16 protein-coding genes are annotated in these 14,691 nt (G+C 73.2%); 9 read left to right on the top strand and 7 right to left on the bottom strand.

Translation table 11 applies throughout. The features are described 5' to 3' along the window. Positions 1 to 11 precede the first annotated feature (11 nt). Positions 12 to 707 (top strand): hypothetical protein, encoded by a 696-nt coding sequence (locus tag ACVCAH_RS14930; RefSeq protein WP_447136716.1) that lies wholly within the window; start codon positions 12 to 14, stop codon positions 705 to 707. A 61-nt stretch (positions 708 to 768) separates the two neighbouring features. Here ACVCAH_RS14930 and ACVCAH_RS14925 read toward each other — a convergent pair whose 3' ends face one another. Continuing rightward, entirely contained in the window at positions 769 to 1,227 is a 459-nt protein-coding gene (locus ACVCAH_RS14925) for a MarR family winged helix-turn-helix transcriptional regulator (protein WP_447136715.1), read from the bottom strand. 95 nt (positions 1,228 to 1,322) lie between these two features. On the opposite strand from ACVCAH_RS14925, the gene ACVCAH_RS14920 reads away from it, so the two are divergent. Continuing rightward, positions 1,323 to 1,781: a hypothetical protein gene (locus ACVCAH_RS14920; protein WP_447136714.1), complete on the top strand. Its 459-nt coding sequence runs from the start codon at positions 1,323 to 1,325 to the stop codon at positions 1,779 to 1,781. A 69-nt stretch (positions 1,782 to 1,850) separates the two neighbouring features. On the opposite strand, the gene ACVCAH_RS14915 is transcribed toward ACVCAH_RS14920, so the two are convergent. The 3 genes from ACVCAH_RS14915 to ACVCAH_RS14905 are packed head-to-tail and all read right to left on the bottom strand — an operon-like array spanning position 1,851 to position 5,343. Further along, the gene (locus ACVCAH_RS14915) at positions 1,851 to 2,888 is read right to left on the bottom strand and encodes a nitronate monooxygenase (protein WP_447136713.1); all 1,038 of its coding nucleotides are present in this window, start codon (positions 2,886 to 2,888) and stop codon (positions 1,851 to 1,853) included. Between the two features lie 25 nt (positions 2,889 to 2,913). Beyond that, the gene (cydB, locus tag ACVCAH_RS14910; protein WP_447136712.1) at positions 2,914 to 3,912 is read right to left on the bottom strand and encodes a cytochrome d ubiquinol oxidase subunit II; all 999 of its coding nucleotides are present in this window, start codon (positions 3,910 to 3,912) and stop codon (positions 2,914 to 2,916) included. Positions 3,913 to 3,927: 15 nt separating this feature from the next. Then, complete coding sequence (locus ACVCAH_RS14905) at positions 3,928 to 5,343, bottom strand: cytochrome ubiquinol oxidase subunit I (protein WP_447136711.1); 1,416 nt, start codon at positions 5,341 to 5,343, stop codon at positions 3,928 to 3,930. Between the two features lie 209 nt (positions 5,344 to 5,552). On the opposite strand from ACVCAH_RS14905, the gene ACVCAH_RS14900 reads away from it, so the two are divergent. The 4 genes from ACVCAH_RS14900 to ACVCAH_RS14885 all read left to right on the top strand — a co-directional run bounded on the left by ACVCAH_RS14900 (position 5,553) and on the right by ACVCAH_RS14885 (position 9,628). Next, entirely contained in the window at positions 5,553 to 6,329 is a 777-nt protein-coding gene (locus ACVCAH_RS14900; RefSeq protein ID WP_447136710.1) for a lysophospholipid acyltransferase family protein, read from the top strand. Between the two features lie 340 nt (positions 6,330 to 6,669). Further along, positions 6,670 to 7,437, top strand: coding sequence for a glycerophosphodiester phosphodiesterase (locus tag ACVCAH_RS14895; protein ID WP_447136709.1), 768 nt, complete (start codon positions 6,670 to 6,672; stop codon positions 7,435 to 7,437). A 17-nt stretch (positions 7,438 to 7,454) separates the two neighbouring features. Beyond that, positions 7,455 to 8,852: an MFS transporter gene (locus ACVCAH_RS14890; protein ID WP_447136708.1), complete on the top strand. Its 1,398-nt coding sequence runs from the start codon at positions 7,455 to 7,457 to the stop codon at positions 8,850 to 8,852. Between the two features lie 59 nt (positions 8,853 to 8,911). Next, on the top strand, positions 8,912 to 9,628 hold the full coding sequence (locus ACVCAH_RS14885; protein WP_447136707.1) for a thymidine kinase: 717 nt from the start codon (positions 8,912 to 8,914) through the stop codon (positions 9,626 to 9,628). 9 nt (positions 9,629 to 9,637) lie between these two features. Here the strand turns inward: ACVCAH_RS14885 and ACVCAH_RS14880 are convergent, their stop codons facing one another. The 3 genes from ACVCAH_RS14880 to ACVCAH_RS14870 all read right to left on the bottom strand — a co-directional run bounded on the left by ACVCAH_RS14880 (position 9,638) and on the right by ACVCAH_RS14870 (position 11,767). Continuing rightward, entirely contained in the window at positions 9,638 to 10,096 is a 459-nt protein-coding gene (locus ACVCAH_RS14880) for an Rv0361 family membrane protein (protein ID WP_447136706.1), read from the bottom strand. A gap of 73 nt (positions 10,097 to 10,169) precedes the next feature. Further along, a complete protein-coding gene (locus ACVCAH_RS14875) occupies positions 10,170 to 10,817 on the bottom strand; it encodes a response regulator (protein ID WP_447136705.1) in 648 nt (215 codons plus the stop codon). Then, the gene (locus ACVCAH_RS14870) at positions 10,814 to 11,767 is read right to left on the bottom strand and encodes a histidine kinase (RefSeq protein WP_447136704.1); all 954 of its coding nucleotides are present in this window, start codon (positions 11,765 to 11,767) and stop codon (positions 10,814 to 10,816) included. Before ACVCAH_RS14870 ends, ACVCAH_RS14875 begins: the two co-directional genes overlap by 4 nt. 645 nt (positions 11,768 to 12,412) lie before the next feature. Here ACVCAH_RS14870 and ACVCAH_RS14865 point away from each other — a divergent pair. The 3 genes from ACVCAH_RS14865 (at position 12,413) to ACVCAH_RS14855 (ending at position 14,686) form a co-directional block, all read left to right on the top strand. Then, complete coding sequence (locus ACVCAH_RS14865; RefSeq protein ID WP_447136703.1) at positions 12,413 to 13,705, top strand: SLC13 family permease; 1,293 nt, start codon at positions 12,413 to 12,415, stop codon at positions 13,703 to 13,705. Between the two features lie 68 nt (positions 13,706 to 13,773). Next, complete coding sequence (locus ACVCAH_RS14860; RefSeq protein ID WP_447136702.1) at positions 13,774 to 14,259, top strand: cation:proton antiporter regulatory subunit; 486 nt, start codon at positions 13,774 to 13,776, stop codon at positions 14,257 to 14,259. Positions 14,260 to 14,314: 55 nt separating this feature from the next. After that, entirely contained in the window at positions 14,315 to 14,686 is a 372-nt protein-coding gene (locus ACVCAH_RS14855) for a VOC family protein (RefSeq protein ID WP_447136701.1), read from the top strand. Positions 14,687 to 14,691 lie beyond the last annotated feature (5 nt).

Below are 14,691 nucleotides of genomic sequence, written 5' to 3'. Positions count from 1 at the left end.
AGAGGTTGCTGATGGGTGCCGCTGGCCAGGGGTTGTCCGATGACGAGGTGCGCAGCATCCGGGAGGCGTTGGCGGCGGGCCGCAAGCCGAAGGTGGTGTTCACCGCCGCGGCCGGGCAGATCGCCGGGCAGGTCGGGCAGGTGGTGGAGCTGACCGATCCGGCGGTGTCGGAGGAGTTCGTTGTGGTCCGGTTCGGCCGCGACGAGTTGCCGTTCTCCCCCGCCGACGTGGCGGTGGCGCCGCGGGGCACGGGGCGGAAGGCGGCGGAGCCGCAGCCCGAGCCGCAGCCGGAGCCGGAGGCGGCGCCGGCGGAGCCGGAGTTCGTGTTGGACCGGGTGCCGGCGCAGCGGCCGGAGCGGCAGGAGGAGTCGAAGGTGGAGACGGTGGAGGCGGCCAGGCCGGCGCGCCGGGCGGCGAAGGCGGCCAAGCCGAAGGGGCCGGCCGCGTTGACGGTGACCCTGGCGTACGCCGACGGCGAATGGACGGTGGCCGCGCAGCAGGGCAGCAAGGCCCTGGCCAAGCCGTACGTGGTGAAGCCGGCCGAGGCGCTGCGGATGGTGGCGCTGGTGGACGTGCCGGGGGTGCACGAGGCGGTGGAGCAGATCCTGGCCGCGGAACGGGCCGAGGCGGAGCAGCAGGCGGAGAAGCTGCGCGCGGAGCTGGCGGAGATCGAGGCGCGGTTGGCGGAGTTGCGCGAGGCCCACTGAGCGGTGGGCGCCGGTGGGGCGGGTGGCGGTGGCGCCGCCCGCCCCACCGTCGTTTCGCCGGTCAGTGGCGCTGCCGGTGGTGGGCGAGGAGTTTGCCGAGCAGGCGGGTGAGCTCGTCGCGCTCGGTGGAGGTGAGCGGGGCGAGCAGGGTCTCCTGGACGCCGGCGAGGGTCTCCCCCATGCGCTGGAGTTCGCGCCGCCCGGCGGACGTGATGGTGATGACGTTGCGCCGCCGGTCGGCGGGGTCCGGTGCGCGGACGACGAGGTTCCTCGCGGCGAGTTCGTTGACGGTGGCGACGACGTCGCTGCGGTCGATGGCGCCGCGCCGGCCGAGGTCGGCCTGGCTGGCCGGGCCGAACTCGTCGAGGGCGGCGAGGATCCGATAGTGGTAGCCGCGGGCGCCGATGCCGCCGAAGCCGTCGCTGACCAGCCGGCCGGCGTGGGCGGCGGTCTGGGAGAGCAGCCAGCTCGGGGTGGTGCGCAGCCGGGTGGGAGTTTCCGGCTCGCCGATGTGGTCCATGCGGAGAGCCTAACCCGATTGTTGGCACGACCCACAAATCCTGTTATCGTTGGTTGCGCCAACATTGGTGCAACCAATTCATCAGGAGGATCGTCATGACCGCCGTGAACGGCCAGATCATCGGCCAGGCCCACTACGCCACCCGTGCCGTGCTGGAACGCGAGCTGGTTGGGTTCGGCATCACCTTCCACCAGTCTCTCGCCCTCAACGCCGCCGCCGCCGAGGGCGGGGCCGTCGTCCGGGCAGACCTCGTCGAGCGGTTGACCGGCGCGCTGAAGGTCGACCAGTCGGTGGTGCTGGCCGCGGTGGAGGAGCTGGTCGCCGGCGGGCTGCTGCGCGCGCTGCCCGCCGGCGGGTCCGGACTGGCGCTCACCGACGCCGGCCGACAGGTGCAGCGCCGCATCGCCGACGTGGTCGTCGGCATCGCCGCCCGGCTGTACCGGGACATCCCCGCCGCGGACCTGGCCGTGGCCGGACGCGTGCTCACCCTGCTCAAACAGCGGGCCGACGCCGAGCTGGCGGCGACCGGGAACGGCGCCCCCGCGGCGGCCTGACCCGCCCCGGTCACGCCTCCGGCGCGGGTGCGACCGACCCGTGCCGGAGGTGGGCTGACCTCGTCGCGGTCAGAGCGTCGCGGTGAGCCGCTCGACCACGGCGGCGGCGGGGCCGGTGGCGGCGTGCCGGTAGCCGGTGCCGGCCCACAGGTGCACCCGGTCCGCGTGCCCGGCCGCGGCGGCCGCCGCGCGCATGCCGCGGGTCAGGTGGTGCAGCTCCGGATAGCCGAGCGGCGCGACGGGCTCGTACCGGTCGATGAAGGCGTTGCGCAGCCCGCGCGCCGGCCGGCCGGTGAAGGCGCGGGTGAGCACGGTGCCGGTGCGGGCCGGGTCGGCCGGGGCGTCGCGGTGGGTGCGGCTGGCCCCGCTCTCGTCGGTGCGCAGCAGCAGCGTCCCGACGGCCACAGCGGTGGCGCCGGCGGCGACCAGGGCGCGGACGTCGTCGGGGCCGGCCACGCCGCCGGCGGCAACCACCGGCAGCCCGGTGGCCCGGACCACGTCGCCGACCAGGGGTCGGGTCGAGGTCGGCGGGGCCGGTCGGTGCGGCGTGTGGGTGCCGCTGTGCCCGCCGGCCTCGGTGCCCTGGGCTACGAGGCCGTCGACGCCCAGGTCGCGGGCGGCGAGCGCCTCGTCCACCGAGGTCACCGTGACCAGCACCCGGCTGCCAGCGCGGCGCAGCGCGGTCACCGCCGCCGGGTCGGGCAGCCCGAAGGTGAAGCTGACCACCGGCACCGGGGCGGCCAACAGCAGGTCGATCTTGTCCGACCAGTGGTCGTCGTCGTGCACCAGCGGCGCGCCGGCCAGGTCGAGCCCGTACGGTGCGCCCTCGGCGGCGATCTCGTGGGCGTATCGGCGGAAGGTGGGCTCGTCGATGTCGCGAGGGCCGGGCACGAACAGGTTCACCCCGCACGGCGTCCCGGTCGCCCGCAACTCGGCCAGTTCGGCGGCGACCGCCTCCGGGGTCTTGTAGCCGGCGGGGAGGAAGGCGAAGCCGCCGGCCGCGGCGACGGCGCGGACCAGGGCCGGGGTGGTAGCGCCCCCGGCGAGCGGGGCGGCGACGACCGGCGTCGCGCTGCCGAACAGGTCGGTCCACGCGTCGCCGGTCACCGCTTCACCCTAGTCCCGGGCCGGGTCAGTGTTGCGGAATGTGGGCCACCCCGATGCGCTTGCGGAACACCCAGTACGTCCAGCCCTGGTAGGCCAGCACGATTGGGGTGAACACCACCGCCACCCAGGTCATGATCTTCAGGGTGTAGGGGGTGGAGGCGGCGTTAGTCGCGGTCAGCGTGCCGGCGGCGTCCAGGGTGGAGGGCAGCACGTTCGGGAACAGCGCCGCGAACAGGGTCGCCACGGCGAGGCCGATCGCCACCGCGGTGCCGGTGAAGGCCCAGCCCTCCCGGCGTAGCCGGGCGGCGGCGAGACCACCGAGCAGGGCGAGCGCCGCGCCGGCCGCCAGCGCGACGGCGGCCGTGCTGGAGCGGATGCCCAACGTCCAGGTCAGGAACGCCACGGCGAGGACCGCGGCGACCACGCCGACCCGCACCGCGAGCGCGCCGGCGCGCTCACGGACCTCGCCGACGGTCTTCAGCGCGATGAAGACCGCGCCGTGGGTGAGGAACAGCGCCGCGGTGGTCGCCCCGCCGAGCAGGGCGTACGGGTTGAGCAGGTCGAGCAGGCCGCCGACGTACTCGTGGTCGGCGTCCAGCGGCACGCCGCGCAGGATGTTGGCGAAGGCCACCCCCCACAGCACCGCCGGCACCACCGACCCGACGAAGATCGCGGTGTCCCAGCGGTGCTTCCAGGACGGCTCGGGGCGCTTGTGCCGGTACTCGAAGGCGACGCCGCGGGCGATCAGGGCCAGCAGGATCAGCAGCAGCGGCAGGTAGAAGCCGGAGAACAGGGTGGCGTACCACTCGGGGAAGGCGGCGAACATGGCGCCGCCGGCGGTGATCAGCCACACCTCGTTGCCGTCCCACACCGGCCCGATGGTGTTGATCAGGACGCGGCGTTCCCGGTCGTCGCGGCCGAGCACGGGCAGCAGCATGCCGACGCCGAAGTCGAAGCCCTCCAGGATGAAGTAGCCGGTGAAGAGCACGGCGACGAGCAGGAACCAGATGGTGGTGAGGTCCACGGTGCGCTCCGGTGGTCAGTAGGCGAAGGCGAGCGGGCGCTCGGCGTCGTCGTGGGTGTCGTCGATCTCCGGCGCCGGCGTGAGATCCGGTACGCCGGCCTTGGCGTAGCGGACCAGCAGCCGGAACTCGATCACCGCGAGGGTGGCGTAGATCAGGGTGAAGGCGGTGAACGAGGTGAGCACCTCGGTCAGCGACACGCTGCGGGAGACGCCGTTGCGGGTGAGCATCTCGCCGAAGACGATCCACGGCTGGCGGCCCATCTCGGTGAAGATCCAGCCGAAGGAGTTGGCCAGCAGCGGGAGCACGGGCATGGCCAGGCCGAGGCGCAGCAGCCAGCGGCTGGTCGGGGCGCGGCCCTTGCGGTGGGTCCAGAGCACCAGCAGGGCGATCGCGGCGGCGGCCAGCCCGAACGCGATCATGAAGCGGAAGCTCCAGTAGGTGACCGGGATGATCGGGGTGTAGCTGCCCGGGCCGTACTGGCTGGCGTACTGGGCCTGCAGGTCGTTGATGCCGTGCACGGTGCCGTTCGGGTCGCCGGTGCCGAGGTACGACAGCAGGTACGGGATCTTGATGGCGAACAGTTCGCGGGTGCCGTCCAGGCTGCCGACGGTGAGCACGGAGAACGAGGCGGGGCTCTCGGTGGTGTAGAGGCCCTCGGCGGCGGCCATCTTCATCGGCTGCACCTGGGTCATGATCTTGCCCTGGATGTCGCCCGTGATGACCACGCCGGCGGCGGCGACCAGGGTGACCCAGGAGCCGAACTTCGCGGCGAACCGGTAGGCCGGGGTGTCGGCCGAGTCGCGGTTGCGGATCAGGTGCCACAGGGCGACCGCGACCAGCAGCGAGCCGGCGACCAGGAACGCCCCGGCGATGGTGTGCGGGAAGGTGACCAGGGCGACCTTGTTGGTCAGTACCGCGAGGAAGTCGGTGAGTTCGGCGCGGCCGGTCTCCGGGTTGATCCGGTAGCCGACCGGGTTCTGCATGAACGAGTTGGCGGCCAGGATGAAGTACGCGGACAGGTTGGTGCCGATCGCCGCGGCCCAGATGGCGGCCAGGTGCAGGCGCTTGGGCAGCCGGTCCCAGCCGAAGATCCACAAGCCGATGAAGGTCGACTCCAGGAAGAAGGCGACCAGCGCCTCGATGGCGAGCGGGGCGCCGAAGATGTCGCCGACGAAGCGGGAGTAGTCGCTCCAGTTCATGCCGAACTGGAACTCCTGCACGATGCCGGTGACCACGCCCATCGCGAAGTTGATCAGGAAGAGCTTGCCGTAGAACTTGGTGAGCTTGAGGTACTTCTCGTTGCCGGTGCGGTGCCACAGCGTCTGCAGGATGGCGACCAGCACGGACAAGCCGATGGTCAGCGGTACGAAGAGAAAGTGGTAGACGGTGGTGACACCGAACTGCCAGCGGGCGACGTCCAACGCGTCCACCTGAAACCCCCAGCCGTTCATACTACGAGACGTAGTAAATACTACCGCCGGTCGTAGAAGGATCGGCAGGGCCGGGGGTCCCGATCACCACCGGGACCAATGACCTTGATCACCCCGGCCTCCCGGCCCTCGGTCGCGGCCCCGTCCGGCGGACGGCGCCCCGACCTGACCCCCGACGGGCGGGCCGCCCGTGCGACCATTGCGCGCTGATGGACACCGCCCGCTCCCCCTGGCAGCCGCCGCCGATCTGGCGCGCCGCCCAACTGCTCGCCCGCGTCGTCGTCGCCCTGCTGGCCCGCCTGGAGGTCACCGGAGGCGTGCCGGCACACCTGCGGCGCGGGCCGCTGATCCTGGCCGCCAACCACATCAGCCCGTTCGACCCGGTGGTGATGGCCGCCGCGTGCCGGACGGTCGGCGTCTCCCCCCGGATCCTGGCCACCGGCGGGCTGTTCCGCGCCCCCGTGGTCGGGGCCGCGATGCGCCAGGCCGGGCACATCCGGGTCGACCGGGGCACCAACGCCGTACACCAGGCGCTGGTCGACGCCGCCGCGGCGGTCGCCGGCGGCTCGGTGATCCTGGTCTACCCCGAGGGGCGCATCGGCTTGGACCCGGGCATGTGGCCCGAGCGGGGCAAGACCGGCACCGCCCGGCTCGCCCTGACCTGCGGCGCCCCGGTGATCCCGGTCGCCCAGTGGGGTTCACACGAGGTGCTGCCCTACCGTGCCCCGAAGGGGATGCTGCGCGGGCTCGCCCGGGCCGCGCTGCGCCGCCCGGTGATCCGGGTGCACTTCGGCGACCCGGTCGACCTGGCCGGCCTCACCTACGGCGTGCCCGGCGCGGCCCGCCGGGCCACCGACCGGATCATCGACGCGCTCACCGACGACCTGGTCCCGCTGCGCCCGGACGAGCCCGACCGCCCCCGCCACGTCGACCCCGGCCGCCCGGCCGACACCAGCCGTTCCCACCGCCGCCGCCCCACCGCCTGACGCCGCGCCCCAAGGAGGGCGTGGGACGGGCCGTCCTGCGCATCCGCGACCGACCCGGGGGGTGGTCACCGACAGTGACCTCGCTGGGCGACGGCCGGGAACGACGGCCGGAGTAGCCGCAGGTTGACGGCTGGTGCGTATCTGTGTGCAGAGCAAAGGGGGCGGGCAGGCGGCGACCGAGGAGTTTGCCCGGTGACCGAGCGTCAGCCCGCAGGGTCCTTCACGGTCGGTGACGGTCGGGTTGGCTCCACGTGGGTCACCGCTCCAGCCGCCTTCGCCGCGATCCATCGGTCACGGGCTGCTCGCCGGGCGGCCACCTCCGGCGGGCATACTGCGCTGCGTGCTGACCGGCCACCCCTACCTCGACGCGCCCGCGCCGCTGGCCTTCGCCCACCGCGGCGGCGCCGCCGAGGGTGACGAGAACACCGCCGCGGCGTTCGCCCGCGCGATCGGCCTCGGCTACCGGTACGTGGAGACCGACGTGCACGCCACCGTGGACGGGGTGGCGGTGATCTTCCACGACCCTACCCTGGAACGGGTCACCGGCGAGCGGGGCCGCATCGCCGAGCTGCGCTGGGCCGACCTGGCCTCGGTGCGGGTCGGCGGCGCCGCCGTGGTGCCCCGCCTCGACGAGGTGCTCGACGCCTGGCCGCAGGTGCGGTTCAACGTCGACGTCAAGGCCGACGGCGGCGTCGAGCCGGCCGTGGCCACCGTGGCGCGGGCCGGCGCCGGCGACCGGGTGCTGCTCGCCTCGTTCAGCGACGCCCGGCTGGCCCGGATGCGGGCGCTCACCGAGGGGCGGGTCGCCACCGGCCTCGGCATGCGCGGGGTGGCCCGGCTGCGGATGGCCTCGCTGCACGGGCGGTCGCTGCGGCTGCCGCCGTCGGTGGTCGCCGCCCAGGTGCCGGTGCGCTACGGGCGCATCCGCGTGGTCGACCGTCGTTTTCTGGCCTACTGCCACCGCCTCGGCCTGCAGGTGCACGTCTGGACGATCGACGAACCCACCGAGATGCACGAGTTACTTGATCTTGGTGTGGATGGCATCATGACCGATCACGTCGGCGTGCTGCGCGACGTCTACCGCAGCCGCGGCCACTGGGCCGCCTGACCCCCGACGAGGAACCGATGGCCGAGACCGCCACCCCCACCGTGGGCGACACCCCCGCCCCGGCGAGCACCCGCCGGGAGCGCACCGGCTGGTACGTCTACGACTGGGCCAACTCCGCCTTCCAGACCACCGTCATCACGGTGTTCCTCGGCCCGTTCCTGACCACCGTCGCCGAGCTGGCGGCCGGCTGCGAACTCGGCGCGGACCGCTGCGACGGGTTCGTGTACCCGCTCGGCATCAAGGTCGCCGCCGGCTCGTACTACCCGTACCTGATCTCGCTGTCGGTCTTCCTCACCGTCTTCGTGCTGCCGGTGATGGGGGCGATCGCCGACCGGTCCCTGCACAAGAAGCGGCTGCTCGGCGGCGCCGCGTTCACCGGCGCCGGGGCGACCGTCGCGATGGCCTTCGTCACCGGCGACCGCTACCTGCTCGGCGGGGCGCTGTTCCTGATCGCCAACATCAGCTTCGGCGCGGCCATCGTGGTCTACAACTCGTTCCTCCCCCAGCTCGGCGGCCCCGACGAACGCGACGGCATCTCCAGCCGCGGCTGGGCGCTGGGCTACCTCGGCGGCGGCCTGCTGCTGGCCGGCAACCTGGTCGCGGTCACCCTGCTCAGCGAGGACGGCAACCCGCAGCGCACCCTGGACCTGGCCCGCTGGTCCATCGTCTCGGCCGGCGTGTGGTGGGCGGTGTTCACCCTGGTGCCGCTGCGCTGGCTGAGCGAGCGGCCCACCGCCGCGGCCCTCGCCGCCGGTGGCCGCGGCAACGTGTTCACCGACGGCTTCCGCCAGCTCGCCCGCACCCTGCGCGAGATCAAGGCGTACCCGCTGACGCTGTTCTTCCTGCTCGCCTTCCTGGTCTACAACGACGGCATCCAGACCGTCATCACCCTGGCCAGCCAGTACGGCACCGAGGAGCTGCGCCTGGGGCAGAGCACCCTGATCACCACCATCCTGCTGGTGCAGTTCCTCGCCTTCGGCGGCGCGCTCAGCCTCGGCGCCCTCGCCCGGCGCATCGGCGCCTGGAAGACCGTGCTGCTGAGCCTGGTGCTGTGGACCGGGGTGATCGTCGCCGCGTTCCGCCTTCCGGCCGAGGCGCCGCTGCCGTTCATGGTGCTCGGGGCCGCGATCGGCCTGGTGCTGGGCGGCAGCCAGGCGCTGAGCCGGTCGCTGTTCAGCCAGCTCATCCCCGCCGGCAAGGAAGGCGAGTACTACGGCTTCTACGAGATCAGCGACAAGGGCACCAGCTGGCTCGGCCCGCTCGCGTTCGGCCTGGTGTTCCAGCTCACCGCCTCCTACCGGGTCGGCCTGGTCTCCCTGCTGATCTTCTTCGTCGTCGGGTTCCTGCTGCTGCTGGCGGTGCCGATCCGCCGGGCCATCGTCGCCGCCGGCAACACCCCGCCCCGGGTGCTCTGACCCGCGTCCGGCGTGCGTGCGGCAGATCCGGCCGGGTCGATCGGTTAGGCTGCCCGACCGTGACCGACGACGCCGCTGCCGCCCAGACCTGCCTGGCCCGCCCGCTGCCCGGCCCGCACGACACCCCGGTCGGCTGCGCCGCGGCGCGCGGGGCGGACGGGCGGCCGCTGCACGCGGCGGCGCTGAAGTTCTTCTGGGGGCCGATGGACTGCGGCAAGTCCACGATGGCCCTGCAGATGAACTACAACCACTCCCGGCAGGGCCGTCGCGGCCTGGTCACCACCCGTATCGACCGGTCGCTGGGCCCCCGGGTGACCACCCGGATCGGCCTGGCCCACGACGCCGTCGAGGTCACCGACGACCTCGACCTGCGCGCGCTGGTGCGCGACACCTGGGCCGAGGGGGTCCGCGTCGACTACCTCATCTGCGACGAGGCCAGCTTCTACAGTGTCGACCACGTCGAGCAGATGGCCGAGCTGGTCGACCGCTACGACGTGGACGTGTACGCCTTCGGCCTGGCCACCGACTTCCGCTCCTGCCTGTTCCCGGCCGCGCAGCGGCTGTTCGAACTCGCCGACGAGGTGGCCCGCATCCAGGTCGAGGTGCTCTGCTGGTGCGGCCGGGAAGGGCTGCTCAACGCCCGGGTGGTCGGCGGGCGGGTGGTCCGCGAGGGCGCGCAGGTCGTCATCGGCGACACGGTGGACACCGCCGACGTGCGCTACCAGGTGCTCTGCCGGCGGCACTACCGCGCCGGCGACCTCGGTCCGCGCCACTGACCGCGCGGCTCAGTACGGGTCGCCGCAGACCCGCCACCCGCCGTCCTCATTCACCACGGACAGCGTCCGCTCCTCGGTGGCGCCGCCCTCCCGGGTCAGCCGCACCTGCACGGCGCCATGCGGGCGACCCCGCCGGGTGGCCACCGACACGTCGACGATCTCGTAGCCGCTGACCACCGGCGGGGTGCGCACCCAACTGGTGAAGCCGATCTCGCTCCACCGGCTGCGCGCGTCGGCGCAGAGCCGGTCGTACGCCCCGGCGCTGTCGCCCGCGGTCACCTGCCGCAGGAAACCGTCGGCGGTCTCCCGCACCGGCCCGCTGGCCTGGGTGACCACCTGCAGGTTCCAGGCGCCCAGCCCGGCCACCCCCACGCAGCACAACGCCACGCCCAGGCCGGCGAAGACCAGCCCGGTGCGGACCGGGCGGCGCCGCCGGGCCGGCCGGCTCCACGGCTGCTCAGCGCCCATATCTGTCGACGGTAGAGAACGGCAGGGCCCGCGCGCAGGAAAGTCGCCCGGTCCCGGCGGCCGCCACCGCGGCTCACGGCTCGATCAGGCCGGCCCGGATGGCGTAGCGGGTCAGCTCCAGCCGGTCACGCAGGCCGAGCTTCTGCAACAGGTTCGCCCGGTGCCGTTCCACGGTCTTAACGCTGATGAACAGCAGCCGCGCGATCTCCTTCGAGGAGTGGCCTTCGGCGACCAGCTTGAGGATCTCCTCCTCGCGCTCGGTGATGGCCCGCGCCGGCGGGTCCGCGCCCTGCGCGCTGCGCTCCAGGAAGTTGCGGATCAGCGCGTTGACCGCGCCCGGGTAGAGGAACGGCTCGTCGCGCATGGCGGCCCGGCACGCCTCCACCAGGTCCCGGTCGGCAACGGACTTGAGCACGTAGCCGTTCGCGCCGGCCTTCAGCGCCTCGAAGAAGTACTGCTCGTTGTCGTACATGGTCAGGATGAGGATGCGCAGGTCCGGTTGCTGGCGGGCCAGTTCCCGGGCGGCCTGCAGGCCGGTCATCCGGGGCATGGCGATGTCCAGGATGACCAGGTCGGGGCGCTCGGTGGCGGCCAGGGTGAGCGCCTCCGCGCCGTCACCGGCCTCGGCCACCACGGTCAGGTCCGGCTCGCTGTCCAGGATGAGCCGCACCCCCCGGCGGACCAGGGCGTGGTCGTCGGCGAGCAGGATCCGGGTGGTCACGACCCGCCCCGCTCGTCCACCGGCACGGTCAACCGCACCTCAGTGCCGCCGCCCGCCACCGGGCCCACGCTCAGCTGGGCGCCGATCAGCAGGGCACGCTCCCGCATGCCACGGATGCCGGCGCCCTCCGCCGCGGCGCCGACGCCCCGCCCGTCGTCGCATACCCGCAGCCGCACGGCCCCGGTACGACGCTCCAGCGACACCTCGACCGCCCTGGCCTTGCTGTGCCGGACGGTGTTGGTCAACGCCTCCTGGGCCACCCGGTAGAGCACCAGCTCGGCCTCGCTGCCGAGGGCCGGCAGGTCCGCGGCGAGGTGCTGCTCCACGGTCAGGTCGGTGTGCCCGGTGATCTCGGGGACGAGAGCCTTGAGCGCGCTGACCAGCCCCAGCTCCTCCAGCACTCCCGGGCGTAGCCGGCGGGCGATGCGGCGGATCTCGTCGAGGCTGTCGCGGGTGGTCTCCTGCACCTGCGTCAGCTGCCCGCGCAGCGGCTCGGGGGCGCGCCGGGCCACCTGCTTGAGTTCGAGCAGCACCGCGGTCAGCGTCTGGCCGACCTCGTCGTGCAGCTCCTGGGCGACGCGGCGGCGTTCGGCCTCCTGGGCGGAGAGCGCGGCGGCGGCGCTGGCGGCCCGCTCCGCCTCGAGCCGGTCGATCATGGCGTTGAAGGCGTGGATCAGCTCCGCGGTGCCGCCGGGGCCGGCGGGCACCAGGGGCGCCTCGGGCTGCAGCAGGTCGATGGTGGTCATGGCCCGGGCCAGCCGCCGCAGCGGCGCCAGGCCCACCCGCAGCAACGCGGCGTTGGCGACCAGCATCGCCGCGAGCCCCACGGCCAGGACGACCGCCTCGGTGAGCAGCACCGGGGTGGAGACGGTGACCGGACCGAGCAGCAGCAGTGTGGCGATGACCAGCACGGCGGCGTTGAGCAGGAAGATCCGCCAGAACAGCGACACCAGTGCGCCCCTCCTTCCCCCGACCCGCCGCCGGTGGCCGGCCGGACCGCGGTCGCGGTCCGCCACCATCCTGACCAGTCTGTCCGGCGCCGGCGGCCGGTGTACATGCGTGGCCACACCCATTTGCCCGCCGTGGCCCACCCATGCCCGCCCGCGCCTGACGTCTGGGTTCATCCGGCGGCCCGGGCCCGGCGGGTGTGCCGGCCGGTCGTGGTGGGCGCCGGCGGATCGCGGCGCGGAGAAACGCCACGGCCAGCATGGCACGCCCGGCCGCCGGGGGTGACGGGTGCCGGCCGGGCGGTGCGCGGAGCGCGCGACGGCGGTGGCCGCGGCAGGCCCGACCGGGGCGTCGGACTACAGGCCGGCACCGGCGCCAAATGGGTGTCAGACCCGATGGTCGGGTGACGCCCCGGGCGGCTGAACTTGCAGCACGAGGCCGGACGCGCCGTCCGGCCCGCGACCCCGCCACCCTCCCCGGCGGCCCTTCCCGGCGGCCTCGCGCCGCCGGGAAGGGCTGGTGGTCGCCGACCCTTACCCGGAGGAACCCGTGACCGCAACGCAGGTGCCGCCCGCACCGACGACACCGCCCGCCGGACCGCCCGACGGCACGCACCACGGCCGGCACGGCCCGCCGGGCGGGCGCCCGTGAGCGCCGTACCCGCCGTCGCCGCCATCGCGATCTTCGCGGTGGCGTTCCTGTTCATCGCCACCGAGAAGATCAACCGGGTGGCGGTGGTGCTGGGGGCGGCCGGCCTGATGGCTCTGCTCGGCCTGGTGCCGGGCTCGGACGTGTTCTACGCCCACCACGCCGGCATCGACTGGGACGTCATCTTCCTGCTCCTCGGCATGATGGTCATCGTCGGGGTGGTCAAGCAGACCGGCGTGTTCGAGTTCCTGGCGATCTGGGCGGCGCAACGCTCGCAAGGGCGCCCGTACCGGCTGATGGCGCTGCTCGTGGGGATCACCGGCCTCGCGTCCCCGTTCCTGGACAACGTCACCACCGTGATGCTGGTCGCCCCGATCACCATCTCGGTCTGCCGCCGGCTGGGCATCTCCGCCGCCCCGTACCTGATCGCCGAGGTGCTCGCGTCCAACATCGGCGGCGCCGCGACGCTCATCGGGGACCCGCCGAACATCATCATCGGCAGCCGCGCCGGGCTGAGCTTCAACGACTTCCTGGTGCACATGGCCCCGATCACCGTGGTGATGTTCCTGGCCTTCCTGGTGCTGGCGCGGTTCATGTTCCGCAAGTCGTTCGAGTACCACCCGGAGCGGTTCGCGGCGGTCCGCGACATGGACGCCCGCGCCGCGATCACCGATTCGGCCATGCTGACCCGCTGCCTGGTCGTGCTCGTCCTGGTCATGGTCGGCTTCGCGCTGCACACCGTGACCGGTGTCGACGTGGCGATCGTCGCCCTGCTCGGCGCCGGGGTGATGGTGCTGGTCACCCGGGCCGACACCGCGAAGTACCTGGCCGAGGTGGAGTGGGCGACGCTGACGTTCTTCCTGGGACTGTTCGTGATGGTCGCCGGGCTGACCGAGACCGGGGTCATCGAGCAGATCGGGCAGTGGGCGAGCAACGCCGTCGGTGACAGCTGGTTCGCCGGCGCGTCCAGCCTCATCTTCGGCTCGGCGGTGCTCGGCGCGTTCTTCGACAACATCCCGTACACGGCGACGATGGCGCCCATCGTGGCGGACATCGCCAGCCAGGCGGACCCGCAGACCGGACAGGCGCTGTGGTGGTCCTTCGCCCTCGGCGCCGATCTCGGCGGCAACGGCACCGCCGTCGCGGCCAGCGCCAACATCGTCGTGCTGGGCATCGCGGCCCGCGCCGGCGAACCGATCAGCTTCTGGCAGTTCACCCGGTACGGCATCGCCACCACGGTGCTGACCACGCTGATCGCCTGGGGGTACGTGTGGCTGCGCTACTTCGCCTGACCGACCGGGCCGACGCGAGGGGGGTCGCGGCAAACCTGACCCGCCCCACCAGCGAAGAGGAGATGACCATGCAGATCGAACGCACCGCGTTGCCCGGCATCGGGATCGGCTACACCCTGCACACGGTGGAGGGACGGTCGCTCGGCGTGCTGCACCACCACGGCGGGCGCCGCGATCTGCTCCTCTACGCGCCCGGCGACCCGGACACCGTCGAGCGGTCGCTGACCCTCACCCCCGCCGAGGCACGGGAACTGGCGGAACTGCTGCACCCGGTCGCCACCATCGACCACGTCCCCGACCTGGAGCAGCGGACCGGGTCGTTGACCGTCGCCGCGGTGCCGGTCACCGCCGTCTCGCCGCACGGCGGGCGTGCCCTGCGCGACGTGGTCGCGGACGTCCCCGGTGTGACCGTGGTCGCCGTGATCCGGGACGGGCGGACGATCACCGCGCCCGGGCCGGAACACCGGCTCGCGCACGGTGACGCCCTGCTCGTCGCCGGCACCCCCGAGGGCGTCGGCGCGTTGAGCCGCCGGCTCACCCCCGCCGAGCCGTAACTCCGTCGCGGGTACCTGCCAGAGGATGTCAGGTACCCGCGGCAGGCTGGCGGGCATGACAGTGACAGCCGACCTCGCCATGGTCAACCTCGACAGCGCCGACCCGGCCGCGCACGCCGCCTTCTACCACCGGGTGCTCGGCTGGGAGATCACCCACAGCCAGCCCGAGTACGCCATGATCTCGGGCGGTGGCGTGGCCATCGGCTTCGGGCTGGTGGCGGGCTACCGCCCGCCGTCCTGGCCGGACGCCTCCGGCGGCAAGCGCTACCACCTCGACCTGTACGTCGACGACCTCGCATTGGCCGAGAAGGAGTTCGTGGCGGCGGGCGCGTCGAAGCCGGAGTTCCAGCCCGGCGACGGGCGGTGGGTGGTTCTCGTCGACCCGATCGGGCAGCCGTTCTGCATCTGCCCCCGCCCCCAGGGCTGAACCCG

Source organism: Micromonospora sp. LZ34, assembly GCF_052981855.1.
Note: the sequence above shows the minus strand (reverse complement) of the source record. Positions and strands in the feature narration are given on the sequence as shown.

Coding starts and splice junctions, on each gene's coding strand:
- ACVCAH_RS14930 (WP_447136716.1), top strand. CDS start 12: ATGGGTGCCGCTGGCCAGGGGTTGTCCGATGACGAGGTGCGCAGCATC.
- ACVCAH_RS14925 (WP_447136715.1), bottom strand. CDS start 1,227: ATGGACCACATCGGCGAGCCGGAAACTCCCACCCGGCTGCGCACCACC.
- ACVCAH_RS14920 (WP_447136714.1), top strand. CDS start 1,323: ATGACCGCCGTGAACGGCCAGATCATCGGCCAGGCCCACTACGCCACC.
- ACVCAH_RS14900 (WP_447136710.1), top strand. CDS start 5,553: ATGGACACCGCCCGCTCCCCCTGGCAGCCGCCGCCGATCTGGCGCGCC.
- ACVCAH_RS14890 (WP_447136708.1), top strand. CDS start 7,455: ATGGCCGAGACCGCCACCCCCACCGTGGGCGACACCCCCGCCCCGGCG.
- ACVCAH_RS14880 (WP_447136706.1), bottom strand. CDS start 10,096: ATGGGCGCTGAGCAGCCGTGGAGCCGGCCGGCCCGGCGGCGCCGCCCG.
- ACVCAH_RS14860 (WP_447136702.1), top strand. CDS start 13,774: ATGCAGATCGAACGCACCGCGTTGCCCGGCATCGGGATCGGCTACACC.
- ACVCAH_RS14855 (WP_447136701.1), top strand. CDS start 14,315: ATGACAGTGACAGCCGACCTCGCCATGGTCAACCTCGACAGCGCCGAC.